14 protein-coding genes are annotated in these 18,777 nt (G+C 74.1%); 8 read left to right on the forward strand and 6 right to left on the reverse strand.

Translation table 11 applies throughout. The features are described from left to right. Nucleotides 1-110 precede the first annotated feature (110 nt). Both IFT77_RS11180 and IFT77_RS11185 read left to right on the forward strand, forming a co-directional pair. Nucleotides 111-563, forward strand: a complete 453-nt coding sequence (locus tag IFT77_RS11180) for a DUF1810 domain-containing protein (protein WP_192170015.1) — start codon at nucleotides 111-113, stop codon at nucleotides 561-563. Between the two features lie 428 nt (nucleotides 564-991). Then, entirely contained in the window at nucleotides 992-1,843 is an 852-nt protein-coding gene (locus IFT77_RS11185; RefSeq protein ID WP_192170016.1) for an SDR family NAD(P)-dependent oxidoreductase, read from the forward strand. Between the two features lie 378 nt (nucleotides 1,844-2,221). Here IFT77_RS11185 and IFT77_RS11190 read toward each other — a convergent pair whose 3' ends face one another. Beyond that, on the reverse strand, nucleotides 2,222-3,115 hold the full coding sequence (locus IFT77_RS11190; protein WP_192170017.1) for an SDR family oxidoreductase: 894 nt from the start codon (nucleotides 3,113-3,115) through the stop codon (nucleotides 2,222-2,224). Nucleotides 3,116-3,303: 188 nt separating this feature from the next. After that, nucleotides 3,304-4,284 carry an aldo/keto reductase gene (locus IFT77_RS11195; RefSeq protein WP_192170018.1) on the reverse strand — a complete coding sequence of 327 codons (981 nt, stop codon included), beginning with the start codon at nucleotides 4,282-4,284 and terminating at the stop codon, nucleotides 3,304-3,306. Nucleotides 4,285-4,427: 143 nt separating this feature from the next. Between IFT77_RS11195 and IFT77_RS11200 the strand changes: the two genes are divergently transcribed. Further along, nucleotides 4,428-4,850 (forward strand): hypothetical protein, encoded by a 423-nt coding sequence (locus IFT77_RS11200; protein ID WP_192040651.1) that lies wholly within the window; start codon nucleotides 4,428-4,430, stop codon nucleotides 4,848-4,850. On the opposite strand, the gene IFT77_RS11205 is transcribed toward IFT77_RS11200, so the two are convergent. Together IFT77_RS11205 and IFT77_RS11210 are read right to left on the reverse strand one after the other, a co-directional pair. Next, nucleotides 4,831-5,118 (reverse strand): hypothetical protein, encoded by a 288-nt coding sequence (locus tag IFT77_RS11205; RefSeq protein ID WP_192040650.1) that lies wholly within the window; start codon nucleotides 5,116-5,118, stop codon nucleotides 4,831-4,833. The two genes, IFT77_RS11200 and IFT77_RS11205, sit on opposite strands and share 20 nt — an antisense overlap. Further along, complete coding sequence (locus tag IFT77_RS11210; protein ID WP_192170019.1) at nucleotides 5,115-5,759, reverse strand: FMN-dependent NADH-azoreductase; 645 nt, start codon at nucleotides 5,757-5,759, stop codon at nucleotides 5,115-5,117. Before IFT77_RS11210 ends, IFT77_RS11205 begins: the two co-directional genes overlap by 4 nt. 117 nt (nucleotides 5,760-5,876) lie before the next feature. Between IFT77_RS11210 and IFT77_RS11215 the strand changes: the two genes are divergently transcribed. The 3 genes from IFT77_RS11215 to IFT77_RS11225 all read left to right on the forward strand — a co-directional run bounded on the left by IFT77_RS11215 (nucleotide 5,877) and on the right by IFT77_RS11225 (nucleotide 12,665). Beyond that, entirely contained in the window at nucleotides 5,877-10,889 is a 5,013-nt protein-coding gene (locus IFT77_RS11215; RefSeq protein ID WP_192170020.1) for a DEAD/DEAH box helicase, read from the forward strand. Between the two features lie 203 nt (nucleotides 10,890-11,092). Continuing rightward, nucleotides 11,093-11,869 (forward strand): Fpg/Nei family DNA glycosylase, encoded by a 777-nt coding sequence (locus tag IFT77_RS11220; RefSeq protein ID WP_192170021.1) that lies wholly within the window; start codon nucleotides 11,093-11,095, stop codon nucleotides 11,867-11,869. Between the two features lie 139 nt (nucleotides 11,870-12,008). Then, nucleotides 12,009-12,665, forward strand: a complete 657-nt coding sequence (locus tag IFT77_RS11225) for a peroxiredoxin-like family protein (RefSeq protein ID WP_192170022.1) — start codon at nucleotides 12,009-12,011, stop codon at nucleotides 12,663-12,665. A gap of 114 nt (nucleotides 12,666-12,779) precedes the next feature. On the opposite strand, the gene IFT77_RS11230 is transcribed toward IFT77_RS11225, so the two are convergent. After that, nucleotides 12,780-14,312, reverse strand: a complete 1,533-nt coding sequence (locus IFT77_RS11230; protein WP_192170023.1) for an APC family permease — start codon at nucleotides 14,310-14,312, stop codon at nucleotides 12,780-12,782. Nucleotides 14,313-14,518: 206 nt separating this feature from the next. Here IFT77_RS11230 and IFT77_RS11235 point away from each other — a divergent pair, with 206 nt between their 5' ends. After that, complete coding sequence (locus IFT77_RS11235) at nucleotides 14,519-16,405, forward strand: PQQ-binding-like beta-propeller repeat protein (RefSeq protein WP_192170024.1); 1,887 nt, start codon at nucleotides 14,519-14,521, stop codon at nucleotides 16,403-16,405. A 187-nt stretch (nucleotides 16,406-16,592) separates the two neighbouring features. On the opposite strand, the gene IFT77_RS11240 is transcribed toward IFT77_RS11235, so the two are convergent. After that, nucleotides 16,593-16,748, reverse strand: a complete 156-nt coding sequence (locus IFT77_RS11240; protein ID WP_192040643.1) for a hypothetical protein — start codon at nucleotides 16,746-16,748, stop codon at nucleotides 16,593-16,595. Between the two features lie 284 nt (nucleotides 16,749-17,032). Here IFT77_RS11240 and IFT77_RS11245 point away from each other — a divergent pair, with 284 nt between their 5' ends. Then, nucleotides 17,033-18,709 carry a PQQ-binding-like beta-propeller repeat protein gene (locus tag IFT77_RS11245; protein WP_192170025.1) on the forward strand — a complete coding sequence of 559 codons (1,677 nt, stop codon included), beginning with the start codon at nucleotides 17,033-17,035 and terminating at the stop codon, nucleotides 18,707-18,709. The last annotated feature ends 68 nt before the right edge of the window (nucleotides 18,710-18,777 follow it).

An 18,777-nucleotide genomic window follows, 5' to 3' on the forward strand; every position in this document is an offset into this window, starting at 1 on the left:
GTGCGGCGGGGACGCGCCGCCCGATCCGGGCAGCCGACCAGACTAGCTCGTGCGGAGGCGGGCGCACCAGCCCCCTGACCCGGCTCCGCCGCGGGGCGTAGACCGGGACGATGACCGACGACGACCTGCTCTCCCGCCACGACCTCGACCGCTTCGTCGACGCCCAGGAGGCGGACGGCACGTACGACCACGCGCTGCGGGAGCTGCGCGCCGGCCGGAAGCGCGGCCACTGGATGTGGTTCGTGTTCCCGCAGGCGGCCGGGCTGGGGACCAGCGCGACCTCGCGGCGCTTCGCCCTCGAGACGGTCGGTGCCGCCCGGGCGTTCCTCGCGCACCCGGTGCTCGGCCCGCGCCTCCTCGACTGCGTCGACGCCCTGCTCGAGCTGCCCGACGGTGCCGACGCTCCCTCCGCCGCAGACGTGCTCGGCGAGGTCGACGCCATGAAGCTGCACTCGTCGCTGACGCTCTTCGCCCAGGCGGACCCCTCCGAGGAGCGCTTCGCCCGCGCGCTCGCGCGGTTCTTCGACGGGACGCTCGACCCGGCGACGCTCGAACGGCTCTGAGCCGCCGCACCCGTCCCGAACTCGCTGCCGCCTGCCCGGGCACAGCTGCCTGCCGCTGGCTGCTGGCCGCAAATGCCGACCGTCTGGCCTCGAGACCGCATCCAGCGACCGGAAAAGCCACTATTGCGGGCTCTCCGGTCGGCATTTGCTGCACTGACAGTCGGCGGCGGTGGTGTTCGCGGTCGGTGTCCGCAGGCGGCGCGGCCCGCGTCCGCTGTTCCGGGGTCGACGCCTGCGGCAGGCGCGGCCCGCGGCGGCGGGAAGCGGCAAATGCCGACCACCTGGCCTCGAAACCGCATCGGGCGGCCGGAATTGCCACTATTGCGGGCTCTCCGGTCGGCTTTTGCAGCTTCCGGCGGCAGCGGCAGACAGGAGGCGCGGGGCGCCCTGCCCAGGCCGGGCCGCACCTCCGTGGGTACGCTCGATCGATGAGCATCGTCATCGCCGGCTGCGGCGACCTGGGCACCGAGACCGGCCTGCGGTTCGCCGCCGAGGGGCATCGCGTGGTGGGCCTGCGCCGTCGGCCGGAGGTGCTGCCCGAGCAGCTCGAGGGCCGCGCCGTCGACCTGCGCACCGAGGTGCCCGTGATCGACGACGACGCGACGGTCGTCGTGGTCGCCCTCTCCGCGGGCAGCCGCGACCCCGACGAGTACCGCGCCACGTACGTCGACGGGCTGGCGCACGTCCTCGACGGGATCGAGCGCTCGGCGGCCGACCCGCGCCTCCTCGTGGTCTCGTCGACCGCGGTGTACGACGTCGAGGACGGCGGGCTCGTCACCGAGGAGACCCCCGCGACCGGCGGCACGCCCACGGCCGCGGTGCTGGTCGAGGCGGAGGCTCTGCTGCGCGACCGCGCACCGCACGCGACCCTGGTGCGGCTCTCGGGCATCTACGGTCCGGGGCGCGAACGCCTGATCGAGCAGGTGCGCGGCGGGTCGGCGACCCTGGCCGAGACGCCCGGCACGTCGCCGCACACCAACCGGATCCACCGGGACGACGCCGCCGCCGCGCTCGTCCACCTCGCCGGGCTCGCGATGGTCGGGCCGGTCTACCTCGGCACCGACGACGAGCCTGCGCGGCTCGACGACGTCCTGGAGTTCCTGGCCGCGGAGCTGGGCGTCCCTGCTCCGCAGCCCGCACCTCCTGCGGGACGTCAGGCGGGCGGCGACAAGCGGCTGTCGAACGGGCTGCTGCGCGGGACGGGCTTCACGTTCGCCTACCCGACGTTCCGCGAGGGGTACCGGGCCGTGCTCGCGGGCGAGGGCACGCGCTGGTCCTGAGCGCAGCGGGTGCTGGCGCGGACGAGGGCTGGACAGAAGCCCGGACGCGGACGCGGACGCGGACGCGGACGCGGAACACTCTCAAATTTGAGAGTGTCCCTGAGTCCGGGGCCGCAAGGAGGCGGCAACGCGGTCGCGCGACGGAGGATCCGTCTCGCATTGCGGCACGTGGACCCGACCCCAGCCCCGGCCCTGGCCCTGGCCCTGGCTCACCCGCAAATTCGAGAGTGATCCTCGCGCCGGGACTCGGAGGAGGCGGCAGAACGGACGTGCAGGACAGGATCTGTCTCGGATCGCGACGACACGCTGCCTCGAGGGCGACGAACGGCCCGCCCCGCAGGAGCAGGACGGGCCGTCGTCGACCGCAGGAGGCGCGGCTCAGTGGATCGGCGTGCCGCCGGTCACCGCGATGGTCTCGCCGCTGATGTAGCTGGACTCCTGGCTCGCGAGGAACACGAACGACGGGGCCAGCTCGACGGGCTGTCCGGGACGGCCGTAGGCGGCCTCCGACCCGAACGTCTCGATCTTCTCGTTCGGCACGAACGCGGGCTGCAGCGGGGTCCAGACGGGGCCGGGGGCGACGCCGTTGACGCGGATGCCGCGCTCGGCGAGCTGCTGGGCCATGGCACGGGTCCAGTTGGCGATGCCGGCCTTGGAGACGGCGTACTCTGCGAGCGAGGGCGACGGCTGGAAGCCCTGGATCGACGAGCACGTGAGGATCGATGCCCCGGGCTCCAGGTGCGGCGACGCCGCCTTCGTCAGCCAGAACAGCGGGTAGATGTTGGCCTTCAGGACGTGGTCGAGCGTCTTCGTCTCGAAGTCGTCGATGCTGTCGACGGTCGGCATGACCCCGGCGATGATCGCGAGGATGTCGAGCCCGCCGAGCTCCGCGACCGTCTTCTCGACGACCTCGGCGTTGGTCTGCTCGTCCTGGAGGTCGCCGGGCAGCAGCACCGCGGTGCGTCCGGCGTCGCGGACGAGCTGGGCGACCTCCTCGGCCTGGGCCTGCTCCTCGGGGAGGTAGCTGAGCGCGACGTCGGCACCCTCACGGGCGTAGGCGATGGCGGTCGCACGGCCGATGCCGCTGTCGGCGCCGGTGACGAGCGCCTTGCGACCGACCAGACGGCCGCTGCCGACGTAGCTGGTCTCGCCGTGGTCGGGCTCGGGCTTCATCGCGTGGACGTCGCCGGGCGCGGACTGCTGCTGCGGCTCGAAGGGAGGCTGCGGGTACTGCTCGATGGGGTTCTGGGGCGTGTACATGTTGTCGGCCATGACCCCGGTCTACGCCGGGGCGGCTGCCCGGCTGGTCAGGTCGCTGTACCCCGGCGCGAGCACGACCGGGCCCGACGGAGCCCGACGGCGGCCCGGTGCGAGCGCGGCCGCGGCCCGGCCGGGCACACGAGAGGCCAGGGATCGACGTCGGCGCGCGCGCCGGGGTCGATCTCGGGCCTCTCACGAGGTCACCAGCGCGGGTGGACCGCCCCGCGGAAGTACTCGTCGTAGATGCGGACGACCTCGGAGTCGAGGCCCTCCTCGAGCTCGACGTCGCCGGCCGCCGCGTTGGCCTTCGCCTGCTCGACGTTGCGCGCCCCCGGGATGACGGTGCTGACGCCCGGCTGGTCGACGATCCAGGCGAGTGCCGCCTGGGGCACGGTGACGCCGTCGGGCACGGCCGCGGCGAACTCCTGCGCGGCGCGGACGCCCTGCTCGAAGTCGACGCCGCTGAACGTCTCGCCCTGGTCGAAGGCCTCGCCGTGGCGGTTGAAGGTGCGGTGGTCGTTCTCGGCGAACGTCGTCTCGCTCGTGTACTTGCCCGAGAGCAGCCCGCTGGCGAGCGGCACGCGGGCGATGATGCCGACCCCGGCCCGCTGAGCCGCCGGGAGGACCTCGTCGAGCGGCTTGAGCCGGAACGCGTTGAGGATGATCTGGACGGTCGCGACGCCGGGGCGGGCGATCGCGGTCAGCGCCTGCTGCGCCTCCTCGACGGACACCCCGTAGGAGGCGATGGCCCCGTTCTGGACGAGCTCGTCGAGCGCGTCGTAGACGGCGTCGTCGTCGTACACGGCGGACGGCGGGCAGTGCAGCTGGACCAGGTCGAGGGTGTCGACGCCGAGGTTGCGACGCGAGCGGTCGGTCCAGGCGATGAAGTTCTCGCGCACGTAGTTCGAGGGCACCTGGTCGAGGCGGCGGCCCATCTTGGTGGCGACGGTCAGCGGGACATCGGGGTTCGCCGCGCGGAACCTGCTGATGACCTTCTCGCTGCGGCCGTCGCCGTAGACGTCGGCGGTGTCGAAGAAGGTGACACCCGACTCGACGGAGGCGCCCAGCACCTCGAGCGCGTCGCTCTCGCTGACGTCGCCCCAGTCGGCGCCGAGCTGCCAGGTGCCGAGGCCGATGACGGATACTTCGCGGCCGGTGCGGCCCAGGGTGCGACTGTGCATGGTCCGACCCTAGGCGCTGCCGCCGACAGCGGGGCCGACGGCGTGCCCGGTCGCCGCCCCGGGCTCCTCCCCCGCGAGGGGGTTGGCGCCCGGACCGCGAGACCGCCATCCTGGGACCTCACCCCGATCGTCGAGAGGCCCTCATGTCGAGCGAGCTCGTCCCCGTCCCGCCCCGCCGGCCCACGCCTCCCCGTGCGCTGGTCCAGTACGGCGACATCACCCTGACCGAGCACGAGCTCGTGACCCCGTCGGGCACGCGTCCGCTCGCGGGCACGCAGCTCTTCGTCCAGGACTTGTCGCGGACCGATCGCTACACGCCGGGCTGGGCGATCGCCCTCGGCGTCGTGCTGCTCGTGCTGTTCTTCTGGACGATCATCGGCCTGGGGGCGATCGCGTTCTTCTTCGTCAAGGCGGACCGCCGCTCGGGCTTCGTCCAGTTCACCGCGACGAACGGCTCGTTCACCCACCAGAGTTTCGAGCCCGCGCTGCCCGACGGCCAGGCGCAGCTGTTCGAGGCCCAGTCGCGCCTCAACTACGGCCGCGGACTCATCGCCCGGGTCGCCTGAGGCGGGAGCCGCGCCGCGAGCTGGGCCGGTCCGGTCCGGGCCGGTCCGGGCTGCGCCGGTCCACGCTGCGCCGGTTCACGCTGCGGACGAAGGCGTACGCGATCGCGACGAGCACGAAGGCGGCGAGCAACAGCAGGCCGCCCACGCCGGGGCTGCCCTTGGCGAGCGTCACGACGCCGACGACGGCGAGCACGGCCGAGAGGTAGCCGAGCACCCGGGCCGCGACGATCTGCGCGCGGCGGCCGAGGCGGCCGGCACGGCCGCTCACCCGAGTCGGCGCGCGGCGTCGGCGGCCGCCGCGAGCGCCTCGGCCAGCTCGCGCTCGGCTCGCTCGCGCGCCCCGCCGGGCATCGCGATCTGCCCGCTCAGGGTGAGGTTCACGGCGATCACCTCGACGACCATGCCGAGCGTCGACCCCAGGATCTGCTCGAGCACCGGCACCGCGTGGTCCCAGCCCTCGGTCGGCGAGCCGACGTCGTACGAGCCGCCCCGGCTGGTCGCGATCAGCAGCGGACGGCCGAGCATCGGCTGCTGGTCGTCGCCGTCGAAGGGCGCGGTGACCCCCGGCAGGTGCACGTTGTCGAGCCAGGCCTTGAGCGTCGACGGCACCGTGTAGTTGTAGAGCGGGGCGCCGACGACGACCACGTCCGCGGCCGTCAGCTCGGCGATCAGCTCGGCCTGGAGCGCCTCGGCGGCAGGGGCGGGGGCGGCGCCGGGGAGCCGCAGCCGCGCGGGCCAGTGCAGGGCCGGGTCGCTGAGGTGCGGCAGCTGGTCGACGTGCAGGTCGCGGCGCGTCACCGTGTGGTCGTCGCCGAGCGACCGCCAGGCGTCGGCGAAGGAGGCGGTGATCGCGCGCGACCGGCTGGTCGCCGTGTCGGCGGACGAGTCGAGGTGCAGCAGGTTCGGCATGCGCCCACCGTAGCGGCGGCCCCCGACGTCCGGTCTCGGCGCCCGGGGCCCGGGCAGCCGTCGTCGCGCCGCCCTCTCGGCACAGTGTCGGTGGTCCGGAGCAGGATGGTCCTCACGATGACCGACATCCTCGAGCGCTTCTCCCCCGCGACCCGCGAGTGGTTCCGTGGCGCGTTCGCTGCGCCCACGCTCGCTCAGCTGGGGGCGTGGCAGGCGATCAGCGAGGGCGACGACGCCCTCGTCATCGCCCCGACAGGCTCGGGCAAGACCCTCGCGTCGTTCCTCTGGTCGATCGACACGCTCGCGAGCGGGCCGCCCCCCGAGGTGAAGGAACACCGCACGCGGGTCCTCTACATCTCGCCGCTCAAGGCCCTCGGCGTCGACGTCGAGCGCAACCTGCGCTCGCCCCTCGTCGGCATCACCCAGACGGCCCGCCGGCTCGGCATCGACGCACCCGAGCTCACCGTCGGGGTGCGGTCGGGCGACACCTCGTCCGGCGACCGCCGCCTCCTGCAGCGCACCCCGCCCGACATCCTCATCACGACTCCCGAGTCGCTCTACCTGATGCTCACGTCGGCGGCGCGCGAGAACCTCAAGGGCGTGCACACGGTCATCGTCGACGAGGTGCACGCGGTCGCCGCCACGAAGCGCGGCGCGCACCTCGCCCTGTCGCTCGAGCGGCTCGACGCGCTGCTCGAGAAGCCCGCGCAGCGCATCGGGCTGTCCGCGACGGTGCGCCCGCCGACCGAGGTGGCAAGGTTCCTCTCCGGCCGCAAGCCCGTCACGATCGTGAACCCGCGCTCGGAGAAGACCTTCGACCTGCGCGTCGTCGTGCCCGTCGACGACATGACCGAGCTGGGCACGGCCGCGCCGCTCGAGGGCTCCGCCGCGGGCAGTGCCCCCCAGGGCTCGATCTGGCCCCACGTCGAAGAGGGCATCGTCGACCTGATCCTCGACCACCGTTCGACGATCGTCTTCTCGAACTCGCGTCGGCTGGCCGAGCGGCTCACCGCGCGCCTCAACGACATCTACCTCGAGCGCACCGGCGCCGACGTCGAGACCCGGGCCGCCGCGCTGCAGGCTGCCGACGAGGCGCGGGGCGAGCTGGTGCCCGCCGGTGCCGTGCCCGAGGTCGCGGCCGGCGCCTCCGGCAGCTCCGACCCCTCGGACTCGTCCACCGTGGTCGATCCCTTCGCGCCGTCCGCACCGGCGAACCCGCCCCGCAACCCCATGGTGGGAGGCGGCGCCCCCGCCCAGCTGATCGGCGGCAGCGGGCAGACCCAGGGCAGCGAGCCGCTGCTCGCGCGCGCGCACCACGGCTCCGTCTCGAAAGACCAACGAGCGATCATCGAGGACGACCTGAAGAGCGGACGCCTCCGCTGCGTCGTCGCGACCAGCTCGCTCGAGCTCGGCATCGACATGGGCGCGGTCGACCTCGTCGTCCAGGTCGAGTCGCCGCCGTCGGTCGCCAGCGGGCTGCAGCGCGTCGGGCGGGCAGGGCACCAGGTCGGCGAGATCAGCCGCGGCGTCATGTTCCCGAAGCACCGGGCCGACCTGATCCACTCGGCCGTCGCCGCCGAGCGGATGGTGGCGGGCCTGATCGAAGAGCTGCGCGTGCCGACGAACCCCCTCGACGTGCTCGCCCAGCAGACCGTCGCGGCCGTCGCCCTCGACGAGATCGACGCCGACGAGTGGTTCGAGACCGTGCGCCGCAGCGCGCCGTTCGCGACTCTGCCGCGCTCGGCCTACGACGCGACGCTCGACCTGCTGAGTGGCAAGTACCCCTCCGACGAGTTCGCCGAGCTGCGGCCCCGCATCGTCTGGGACCGCGTGCACGGCACGCTCACCGGTCGTCCCGGCGCCCAGCGGCTGGCGGTCACGAGCGGCGGCACCATCCCCGACCGCGGCCTGTTCGGCGTCTTCATGGTCGGCGAGAAGGCCGCCCGCGTCGGCGAGCTCGACGAGGAGATGGTCTACGAGTCCCGGGTCGGCGACGTCTTCGCCCTCGGCGCGACGAGCTGGCGCATCGAGGACATCACGCACGACCGCGTGCTCGTCTCCCCTGCCTACGGGCAGCCGGGTCGCGTCCCGTTCTGGAAGGGCGACGGGATCGGCCGTCCGGCCGAGCTGGGCCGCGCGATCGGGGGCTACATCCGCGAGCTCGCCAGCTCGTCGACGGACGACGCCACCCAGCGGGTCACGCAGGGCGGGCTCGACGAGCGCGCGGCCCGCAACCTGTTGGCCTTCGTCACGGAGCAGCGCGAGGCGACCGGGCACGTGCCGTCCGACACGACCCTCGTCGTCGAGCGCTTCCGCGACGAGCTCGGCGACTGGCGGCTCGTCCTCCACTCCCCCTACGGCATGCAGGTGCACGCGCCGTGGGCCCTCGCGATCTCGGCCCGCATCCGCGACCAGCTCGGCGTCGACGGCGGTGCGATGGCGGCCGACGACGGGATCGTCGTGCGCATCCCCGACACCGACGCCGAACCTCCCGGGTCCGAGCTCTTCCGGTTCGAGGGCGACGACCTCGACGCGATCGTGACGGAGGAGGTGGGCGGCTCCGCCCTCTTCTCCTCCCGCTTCCGCGAGTGCGCGGCCCGCGCGCTGTTGCTGCCCCGGTACAACCCCGGCCGTCGCTCACCGCTCTGGCAGCAGCGCCAGCGGGCGTCACAGCTGCTCGACGTGGCGCGCAAGTACCCGCAGTTCCCGATCGTGCTCGAGGCCGTGCGCGAGGTCCTGCAAGACGTGTACGACCTGCCGGCCCTGATGAGCCTCACCCGCGAGCTGGAGACCCGCGCCGTGCGCGTCGTCGAGGTCGAGACCGAGGTGCCCTCGCCGTTCGCCCGGTCGCTGCTCTTCGGCTACGTCGCCGCGTTCATGTACGAGGGCGACTCCCCGCTGGCCGAGCGCCGTGCGGCCGCGCTCTCGCTCGACTCGACCCTGCTGCAGGAGCTGCTGGGCCGAGCAGAGCTCCGCGAGCTGCTCGACGCCGACGTCATCGACCAGCACGAGCTCGAGCTGCAGCGCCTCGCTCCCGATCGCCGCGCCCGCGACATCGAGGGCGTCGTCGACCTGCTGCGCCTGCTCGGGCCGCTGACCACCTCCGAGATCGTCGACCGGAGCTGGCTGGCGACGACCGCCGGCAGCGCGGCGACCAGCACGGTCGAGGGCGAGACCGAGACCGAGGGCGCAGAGGGCGCCGGTGCGGGCGCCCCGGCGAGCGACGCCGTGGCTGCCGAGTCTGCAGAGGCGGCCGAGGGGCGCACCAAGCTCGAGGCGGCCCTGACAGACCTCGTCCGCTCGAACCGCGTGCTGCGCTTCACCCACGGCGGCACCGAGCGCTGGGCCGGCATCGAGGACGCGTCGCGTCTGCGCGACGCCCTCGGCGTCGCCCTGCCGATCGGCGTGCCGACGGCCTTCGTCGAGCCGGTCGACGACCCGCTCGGCGACCTCGTCGGTCGCTTCGCTCGCACCCACGCCCCGTTCACGCCGCAGATGGTCGCCGACCGGCTCGGGCTCGGCACGGCCGTCGTCCTCGACACGCTGCGCAAGCTCGGGGTGCAGCGGCGCGTCGTCGAGGGCGAGTTCCGACCGCAGCAGCAGGGCAGCGAGTGGTGCGACTCCGAGGTGCTCAAGCGGCTCCGCAGCAGGTCGCTCGCCGCGCTGCGGCACGAGGTCGAGCCGGTCGCGCCCGACACCCTCGGCCGGTTCCTGCCGGCCTGGCAGCACGTCGCCACCGGCACCAAGGGGTCGGGCCTGCGCGGGCTCGACGGCGTGGTGCAGGTCGTCGACCAGCTCAGCGGGGTCGCGTTGCCTGCCTCCGCGTGGGAGACGCTGATCCTGCCCTCGCGCGTCACCGACTACGGCCCCGGCATGCTCGACGAGCTGACGGCGACCGGCGAGGTCATCTGGTCGGGCTCGGGCAGCCTGGCCGGGAACGACGGCTGGGTCAGCCTGCACCTCGCCGACGGTGCGCAGGTGACGTTGCCCGAGCCGCTCGGCACCGACACCGACGAGCTGCAGCGCGAGGTGCTCGGCGCGCTGGCCGGCGGTGGGGCGTACTTCTTCCGGCAGCTCTCCGACGCCGTGGGCAGCACCGACGACGCGGCGCTCGTCACCGCCATCTGGGACCTCGTCTGGGCCGGACAGATCACCAACGACACGTTCGCCCCGCTGCGCACCCAGGTGAGCGGCAAGGCGTCCCGTCCCCGCACGCCGACCCGGTCGCGGTCGTCGTACCGCAGCCGAGGTCGTGTGACGATGCCGCGTCAGGCCGGGCCGCCGACGGTCGGCGGCCGCTGGTCGCTGCTGCCCCTGGCCGAGCCCGACGCCACCGTGCGCGCTGCGGCGCAGGCCGAGATCCTGCTCGAGCGCCACGGTGTCGTGACACGCGGCGCCGTCATGAACGAGGGCGTCCGGGGCGGCTTCTCGACGGTCTACAAGGTGCTGAGCAGCTTCGAGGAGACGGGCCGGGCCCGCCGTGGCTACTTCGTCGAGGGCCTGGGCGCCGCCCAGTTCGCGACCGGGCCGACGGTCGACCGGCTGCGGTCGTTCGTCCGCGACGAGACCGACCGTCGCGACGACGACGCCCTCGCGTCGGCCGGGCGCGGGCGCGAGATCCCGGTCGTGACCCTGGCCGCGACCGACCCCGCGAACCCCTACGGAGCTGCCCTGCCCTGGCCAGGGCAGCCCGCCGCAGCCGAGGGCACCGACGGTGCCGTGGCCGCGGCGGCGGGGCTGACCCGTCCCGACGGAGCAGGCACTGCCCCGGACCGGCCGACCGCCGGCGCGGGCACCGGCACGACCACCGGCACCGGCACCGGCACCGGCACGTCGAAGAAGACCGGGCACCGTCCGGGACGCAAAGCCGGCTCGCTCGTCGTGCTCGTGGACGGACGCCTCACCGTCTACGTCGAGCGCGGCGGCAAGACCCTGCTCACGTTCGGCGAGCCCGACGACCGCGAGCTGGCGCTGGCCGCGGGCTCGCTCGCCTCGGTCGTGCGGACGAGGCTGGGCAAGCTCGCGGTCGAGCGCGTCGACGGCGAGTTCGTCCTCGGCACCCGTCTCGGCGACGCCCTGCGCGACGCCGGCTTCGCCCCGACCCCGAGCGGCATCCGGCTGCGGTCGTAGACCGCGCCCGGCCGTCGCCGTGCCGGGGCCGACCACCCCAGTCGTCCCCCGGCGGCGGCGGCACACCGCGCCACCACCAGCACGACCACTACCACCAGCACCAGCACCAGCACCAGCACCAGCATCAGCGCACGAACACCACGCCCGCACGTGCACCCCCACCCACACGCACCGCACCGCACCGACCAGGAGGAGCCCCCACCGTGCCCGAGGGAGACACCGTCTACCGCTCCGCCAAGAACCTCGACGCCGTGCTCCACGGCCAGGTGCTGACGGCGACCGACTTCCGCGTCCCGGCGTTCGCCACGGTCGACCTCAGCGGCGAGGTGGTCGACGACGTGATCGCCCGCGGCAAGCACCTCCTGCACCACATCGGCGACCACACGCTGCACACGCACCTCAAGATGGAGGGCTCGTGGCACGTCTACAAGCACGGCACGAAGTGGCGGCGGCCCGCGTACCAGGCCCGGGTCGTGCTCGAGACGGAGGAGTGGGTCACCGTCGGCTTCGACCTCGGCATCGTCGAGCTCGTCGCCCGCGACCCGGAGGACTCGGTCACGGCGTACCTCGGCCCCGACCTGCTCGGCCCCGACTGGGACGCCGCGCTGGCCCTCCGCAACCTCGAGGCCGCCCCCGCACGCGAGGTCGGGCTCGCCCTGCTCGACCAGCGCGTGCTCGCCGGCCTCGGCAACGTCTACCGGGCCGAGGTCTGCTTCCTGCGCGGGGTGCTCCCGACCCGTCCGGTCGGCGAGGTCGAGAACCGCCCGAAGATGATCGACCTCGCGCACCGGCTCATCGTCGCGAACAAGGACAGGATCGAGCGCACCACCACGGGCAACCTGCGCGGCACCACCGACTGGGTCTACGGGCGGGCAGGCAAGCCGTGCCTCCGCTGCGGCACGAAGATCGTCCGGGGCGAGCTCGGCGAGTCGGAGCTCGAGCTGCGCGACACCTACTGGTGCCCCCACTGCCAGAGCTGACGCGCCTCCTCGCCGCCCAGCGACGGCGACGGCGTTCGTGACGAACCGTGACGCACCTGGGAACGACCCCGAGGAGGTGCCCCTACAGTCGCACGCACCCGGCCCGCACCCGACGCGCGGCCTCACCGAGGAGCACGCCATGACGACCGACATCGCCACGCAGGTCAGCACGTTCAACGAGGGCTTCACGGCCCAGATCGGCCCCGAGCTCAGCGCCGTCTTCGACGCCGAGCAGCGCGGCCTCCGCGAGGCCGGCGTCCCCGAGGACGCGATCGCCGTCGGCGACCAGGTCGTCGACGCCACGCTGCTCACCCCGGCGGGCGGCGAGGTCTCCCTCGCCGAGACGATCGGCGAGTCGGCGGCGGTGCTCGTCTTCTACCGGGGCGCCTGGTGCCCGTACTGCAACCTGACGCTGAAGACCTACCAGGAGGAGCTGCTCCCGACCCTGCGCGAGCGCGGCGTCGCCCTGGTCGCCATCAGCCCCCAGACCCCCGAGGGCAGCGACCTCGCGACGGCGAACGGCTCGCTCGAGTTCCCGGTGCTGTCCGACCCGGGCAACGTCCTCAGCCGCGCGCTCGGCATCGTGACCGAGCCCACCGCCGACGCGCGCGCGGCCCACACCCAGCTCGGCTTCGACGTCGCCGACAGCAACGCCGACGCGACGGGCGACATCCCGTTCCCGACCGTGCTCGTGGTCGACCGCGACGGCCGGGTCGTCTTCGCCGACGTGCACGTCGACTACACGACCCGCACGGAGGTCGCCGAGATCGTCGCCGCCCTCGACCAGCTGAGCTGACCCGGGAGCGCCCGCGCGGGTGCCCCCGGGCGCGAGCCGACGCGGGAGAGACGAGACGACGAGGGCCCCCGCGTCGTCTCGTCCCTTTCGCGTCGCTTCGCACGCCCGCACGCCCTACGGGCGGGGCGCCTCCTGCAGCTCGGCCGCCTGCTCGCGCCCGACGCGCGAGTGCCGCCGTCCGTACGCGAAGTACACGACCACGCCGATCACGAGCCACACGGCGAACCGCGCCCAGGTCAGCGTCGTGAGGTTGAGCATCAGCCAGATGCAGAGCACCGCCGAGAGGATCGGCAGGAACGGCACGAGCGGCACGCGGAACGCGCGCGGCAGGTCCGAGCGCGTGCGGCGCAGCACGATGACGCCGATGCTCACCAGGACGAACGCCGACAGGGTGCCGATGTTGATCATCTCCTCGAGCACGCCGACGTCGGTGAGCCCGGCGATGAGCGCGACGACGACGCCCGCGAGCACCTGCACGCGCACGGGCGTGCCGCGCTTGGCGGAGGTCTTCGAGAGGCCGCGGGGCAGCAGCCCGTCGCGGCTCATCGAGAAGACGATGCGGGCGAGGCCGAGCAGCAGCACCATGATCACGGTGGTGAGGCCGACGAGCGCCCCGACGGCGATGACCTTGGCGGCCCAGTCGACGCCGACGAGCTCGAACGCGGTGGCCAGGTTCGGCGTCTCGCTCGAGGCGAGGTCGCGGTACGAGACCATCCCGGTCAGCACCACGGCGACGAGCACGTAGAGCAGCGTGACGATGCCGAGGCCGAGGAAGATGCCGCGGGGCATGGTCTTCTGCGGGTCCTTGACCTCTTCCGCGCTGGTGGCGACGATGTCGAACCCGATGAAGGCGAAGAAGACCAGGGAGGCGCCGGCCAGCAGGCCGAAGACGCCGTACTGGGCCGGGGCGGCCCCGCTGAGGAACGAGAACAGCGACTGCGTCCAGGCGTCGGTCGAGCCCTCTCCGGTGCGCGGCTGCGACTCCGGGATGAACGGCGTGTAGTTCGACGCCTTGACGAAGAAGAAGCCGACGACGATCACGAACAGCACGATGCCGACCTTGATCACCGTGAAGACGCTGCCGACGCGCGAGCTCAGCTGGGTGCCGAGCACGAGCAGCACCGTGAAGACGGCGACGATGAGGAACGGCCCCCAGCTCAGCTGGACCGGCCCGAGCGCGATCGTGTCGGGCAGCGGCACGCCGAACTGCTCGAACACGGTGCTGAGGTAGATGCCCCAGTACTTCGCGAGGACGGCCGCGCCCGTGAGGGTCTCGAGGATGAGGTCCCACCCGATGATCCACGCGAGGAACTCGCCCATCGTCGCGTAGGTGAAGGTGTACGCGCTGCCGGCCACGGGGATGGTCGAGGCGAACTCGGCGTAGCACATGATGGCGAGGCCGCAGGTGACGGCCGCGAGGATGAACGAGATGATGACGCCGGGCCCGGCGAAGTTCGCGGCGGCGTTCGCGCCGACCGAGAAGATGCCGGCGCCGACGGCGACGGCGATCCCCATCAGGGTGAGGTCGGTGACGCCCAGCGAGCGCTTCAGCTTGCTCTCGCCCTCGAGGGAGTCCTGGATCGACGACTCGACGGACTTCGTGCGCATCAGGCCGCGGCGGGCGCTCGGGGGCGGGGTGGTCGCCATGGGTGGCTCCTCGGTGGGCGGACGCGGCCCCCGGCCGGGGGCGACGCGCCAGCATACTGCGGGCTGTGCACGCGCGCGAGGCGGCGTCGAGGAGGCGGTCGTCGGCTCGACCACGACCGCCGCGTGACTGGACGGTCGGTCGCGAAGGGGCGGCGGCGGAGGCGCGGGCCGGCCCGGTCGCCCCGGTCCCGACCTAGCATGGAGCCGTGCGGGACGACGACGATCAGGCCTGGCGCCCGGCGGTTCCCGCCCGGGCGTCGGCCGTGTGGGAGCGGGCGTCGGCGCGGAGCGACGGCGGGCCCCGCGCCGCTGAGGTCGACGACGCGGGCGACCTCGCCCCCGCAGCGCCGGACCCGGCCGTGTCGACGGCCGGCCCCCTCCGCCCTCCCGGTCGCGCCTCCTCGGCCCTGACCGGCGTCGCGCGTGCCGCGGCCGCTCGCTGGCGACGGCTGACCCCGACGCGGCGGGTGGCGGTCCTGCTCGGCGCGACCGCCCTCGTCGCCGCCCTGGTGGCGGTCGGGGGCGTCGCGGCGGGGCCCGAGTACGCCCCCGTGGCCAGGGCCTCCCTCGAGGTCGACGACCTCCGCACGGCCCCGACGACGACGGCGTGGAGCACCGACCTGCGATCGGCCCTCGCGCCCGGCGCGGAGGCGGACTGCGTCGGCTTCGACGGCAGCACGCGGCTCGGCGACGACGACGTGCTCGTCACGACGTCGGCGCAGGGGTACGTGCCCGACTCCGGCTGCGAGGACGCTCCCGGCAGGCTGGCCCGCCTCGACGCGCGCACGGGCGAGGTGCTCTGGGTCGCCGACGTCGCCGAGGCGGTCGGCGTCGACGCGATCGGGCTCCAGGCGAGCGTCGACCCGGCGACCGGGGACGCCCTGGTCGCGGTGCAGTCGATCGTCGGCTCGGGCCTCGCCCGGATCGACACGGAGACCGGGGAGGTGCGGGAGGTGCTGCGCGGACCGCCGGACGACGGCGCGACGGGCCAGGTGGACGAGTCGGACGGATCGGACGGGTCGGCCACGGGCGGCGCCGACGACGGCAGCGACCCCGGCTACGACCCCGAGGGCTCGGGCCCGTCCACCGGCACCGGCACCGGCACCGGCACCGGCAGCAGCACCGGCACCGTCCTCCAGGTGGAGGGCCTCAGCACGACGGCCGTCGTCGTCTCCGAGCAGCCCGTCGAGCGCTTCTCGGACGGAGGGGCCGCCGTCTCCCAGGGCGGCCGCTCGCTCTACCGCCTCTACCGGGCGGACGACCTGTCGGCGCCGACCTGGACGGGGAGCGCCGGCGCCGGGCTCAGCGTGCGCCTGGTCGGCGACCTGCTGGTCATCGACGTGGGCGACGAACCCCTCGTCGTCGACGCGCGTGACGGCGCGGTCGAGCCGCTGCCGGGCGGCCTGCGCAACGTCGAGTCGTGGGCCGCGTCGCTCGACGGGGTCGTGCTCAGCGGGCGAGCCGGGGGCGAGCCGACGATGGTGTCGCTCGACTCCGACGGCGCGCTCCGCTGGTCGGCCCGCCTCCCGTCGACGAGCTACCCGTCCGTGACCGACTCGTGCATCTCGGTCACCGTCCCCGGCGGCGAGGTCACCTGCCTCGACCCCCGCACCGGCGACGAGCTCTGGAGCCGCACGCTCCAGGCCCCGGGCCGCGGCGGCGACGACGGCGACGGGGGTCCTGGCAGCGGCGAGGCCGAGCAGGTGCAGGCGTACTTCGGCACGGCGACCGACGACGTGCTGGCGGCCGTCGTCGACGCGGACGAGCAGGGCGACCCGAGCGGTCTGGACCGAGGCAAGGAGGTGCACGCCCTGGCCGCGCTCTCCGGCGACGAGCGGTGGGTGACGGAGCTGCCGGTCGCCTCCTACGTCATCGCCACCTCGCGGACGACCGGCTACGCGGCGACGTTCTTCCCGAGCGGCCGCGACACCCCCACCCTGATCGCGTTCGACCTGTCGGACGGCCGCACCCTGTGGACGATCGAGCTCTCGTCGGGCTCGTTCACGTCGGCCTTCTGGGGGCCGACGCTCGTCCGCGTCGACCCCGACGGGGTCGTGCACGGGCTGACGACGGGCGTCGAGCTCGCCGGCTGAGGGTGGTCGCGGCTCAGCAGCACCTCGACGCGGCGTCACGTGCCGGGCTGGCCCGTTCCGGACACGATGACGCGATCCAGCGCGTCACCATGTCCGGAACGCGTCGCCGCAGGCACGGGTCGGTTCCCGCGGACGAGCAGCGGACCGCGCCCGTCAGTTCCCGCGGACGAGCAGCGGGCCGTGCCTGTCAGTTCCCGCGGACGAGCAGCGGGAAGACGAAGACCGCGAAGAGGAAGAAGGCCGCGGTCACGGCGAAGATCACGTAGGTGCCGCGGCCGACCGGGTCCTGGCCGGCGGCCTGACGGCGGCGCATGACCCGGCGGCGGTACAGGACCTGCATCACGATGAGGACGACCGCCGCGACGGCGAGGATCGAGATGACCAGGGCTTCGATGAGGGAGTCCTTCGGGCTGGGGTGGCGGTGATCGGGCGGGACCAGCTTAAGGGCGGGCGGTTCCGGGCGAGCCGAGAGAGATCCGTCGCCGGACGACCGCGGCTCCGGCCTCCGCAGGGCCGCACGGTGCGGATCACTCTCAATTGTGAGAGTGATCGGCAGGAGGGGGCAGCAAGGGCAGGAGGAGCGGCGGCCGTACCATCGGCGGAGGCGCGCGAGAGGGGACGAGCACCGTGACGGACCACGAGGACACGCGCCCCTTGGGCGACGCGCGGGACGACGAACGCGGAGCGGACGGCGAAGCCCGGGCCCGCGCTGCGCGGCCGGGCGGACGAGGAGGCGGCCTGCGCGCTCGCTGGCAGCGCGCCTCCTCCGGTCGTCGGGCGGGCACGGCCGCCGCGGCGGGCCTCGTCGCGGCAGCCCTCGTCGTCGCCGGGGGGCTCGCCGCTCAGCCCGAGTACCCGGAGGGCGATCCGGCGGACGGGGTCGTCGTCGACGAGCTGCGGAGCGCTCCGGTGGCCGAGGGCTGGCGGATCGACCCTGCAGACCTCGGGGCGACCGACGTGCAGCCCGGCTGCCTCGACCTGCGCGTGCTGGCCCGGGCGGGCGACGACGTGCTCGTCCTGACGACCACGCAGCTCGGCACGGCAACGACGGGCTGCTTCGACCGCGCCGCCCGAGGCGACCGCCTCGCCCGGGTCGACCCGCGCACGGGAGACGTGCGGTGGAGCACGGCGACCTCTGACGTGAGCGACGTCGTCTCCCCCGGGCAGCTCGGCGCCTGGGTCGACGACGACGCGTCGACGGCCGTCGTCGCCAACGGGACGGCCGGACTCGGCTCCGCGAGCTCGACGGTCGCGCGCCTCGACCTCGCGACGGGCCTCGTGCTCGAGCGGTACACGTCGCCGGCGGGCCCGCTCGTCGTGGTGGAGGTCGACGACCGGTGGGTGCTCACGCAGACGCAGGTCGGCGGCGGGGGCGACCGCGGCCAGGGCTTCGTCGACGGACCGGCCCGGACGCTGACGACGGTCCTGGCGCGGGAGGACGTGGGACGCGCGGTCTGGCAGACCGCCCTCGGGGTCGACGGGCACGCGGACCTCGTCGGGGGCGGGGTGCTCGTCGTGGCCGACGGCGCAGGGTCGCTCGTCGATCCGGAGACGGGCGCGGCGGCCGTGTGGGGCGAGCCCTGGCGGAGCGACTCGGCGACCACGGTCGACGGGGACGTCGTGTTCGTCGACCTGTTGACGGACGGCACGACGACGACGTCCCCCCAGCGGGTCGCGCACCGGCTCGACGGGCGGGAGACGTGGCGGCGCGACTCCGGGCGGGACGAGGCCCCCGTGCTCTCGGGCGACTGCGTCCTCTTCTCGGAGGGCGCCTCCCTGACCTGCGTCGACCGGGACACCGGCGACGAGCGCTGGACGGTCAGCGGCGACCCCCATCCCGACGGCGTGCCCGCACCGGCGCCCCTCGCGCTCGAGCCCGCGGCGGGGCAGCGCGGCGGGGACGTGCTCGCGCGGGCGGCCACCTCCCGAGGGGACGACGGCTCAGCAGGCTCGTCGGGCTCGTCGGGCTCGTCGGGCCGCGAACAGGCCCTGCTCGTGCTCGACGCCGACACGGGAGCCGAGCGCACCCGGATCCGGGTGCCCGTCGACGCGGCGCCCCTCGCGATGTCGCGCACCGTGCTCGCCGTGACGACCGGGCCTCGCGTGGGCCTGGACGGCGGCGTCCTCGCCGGCGCGGTGGCGGCGTACGACCTCGCCGACGGCCGCGCGCTGTGGCGGCTCACGCCCGGCGAGGGCGACGCCGACGGCATGCGCGACCTGCAGTTCTGGGGCGGCACCCTCGTCGCGGTCGGCGACGACGGCGTCGTCACGCAGCTCGTCGACGACACGCGCGTCGTCGGCTGACGCCGTTCCGGACGCAAGGGAACCGCGTTCCGCACCATGAACCGCGAGAAAACGCGGTTCATGGTGCG

Origin of the sequence: Frigoribacterium sp. CFBP 13729, from assembly GCF_014841875.1 — a bacterium.
Taxonomy (GTDB): domain Bacteria; phylum Actinomycetota; class Actinomycetes; order Actinomycetales; family Microbacteriaceae; genus Frigoribacterium.

Bases quoted from the DNA above. Each gene is read 5' to 3' on its own strand.
- IFT77_RS11180 (WP_192170015.1), top strand. From the start codon at position 111: ATGACCGACGACGACCTGCTCTCCCGCCACGACCTCGACCGCTTCGTC.
- IFT77_RS11185 (WP_192170016.1), top strand. From the start codon at position 992: ATGAGCATCGTCATCGCCGGCTGCGGCGACCTGGGCACCGAGACCGGC.
- IFT77_RS11190 (WP_192170017.1), bottom strand. From the start codon at position 3,115: ATGGCCGACAACATGTACACGCCCCAGAACCCCATCGAGCAGTACCCG.
- IFT77_RS11195 (WP_192170018.1), bottom strand. From the start codon at position 4,284: ATGCACAGTCGCACCCTGGGCCGCACCGGCCGCGAAGTATCCGTCATC.
- IFT77_RS11200 (WP_192040651.1), top strand. From the start codon at position 4,428: ATGTCGAGCGAGCTCGTCCCCGTCCCGCCCCGCCGGCCCACGCCTCCC.
- IFT77_RS11210 (WP_192170019.1), bottom strand. From the start codon at position 5,759: ATGCCGAACCTGCTGCACCTCGACTCGTCCGCCGACACGGCGACCAGC.
- IFT77_RS11215 (WP_192170020.1), top strand. From the start codon at position 5,877: ATGACCGACATCCTCGAGCGCTTCTCCCCCGCGACCCGCGAGTGGTTC.
- IFT77_RS11225 (WP_192170022.1), top strand. From the start codon at position 12,009: ATGACGACCGACATCGCCACGCAGGTCAGCACGTTCAACGAGGGCTTC.
- IFT77_RS11230 (WP_192170023.1), bottom strand. From the start codon at position 14,312: ATGGCGACCACCCCGCCCCCGAGCGCCCGCCGCGGCCTGATGCGCACG.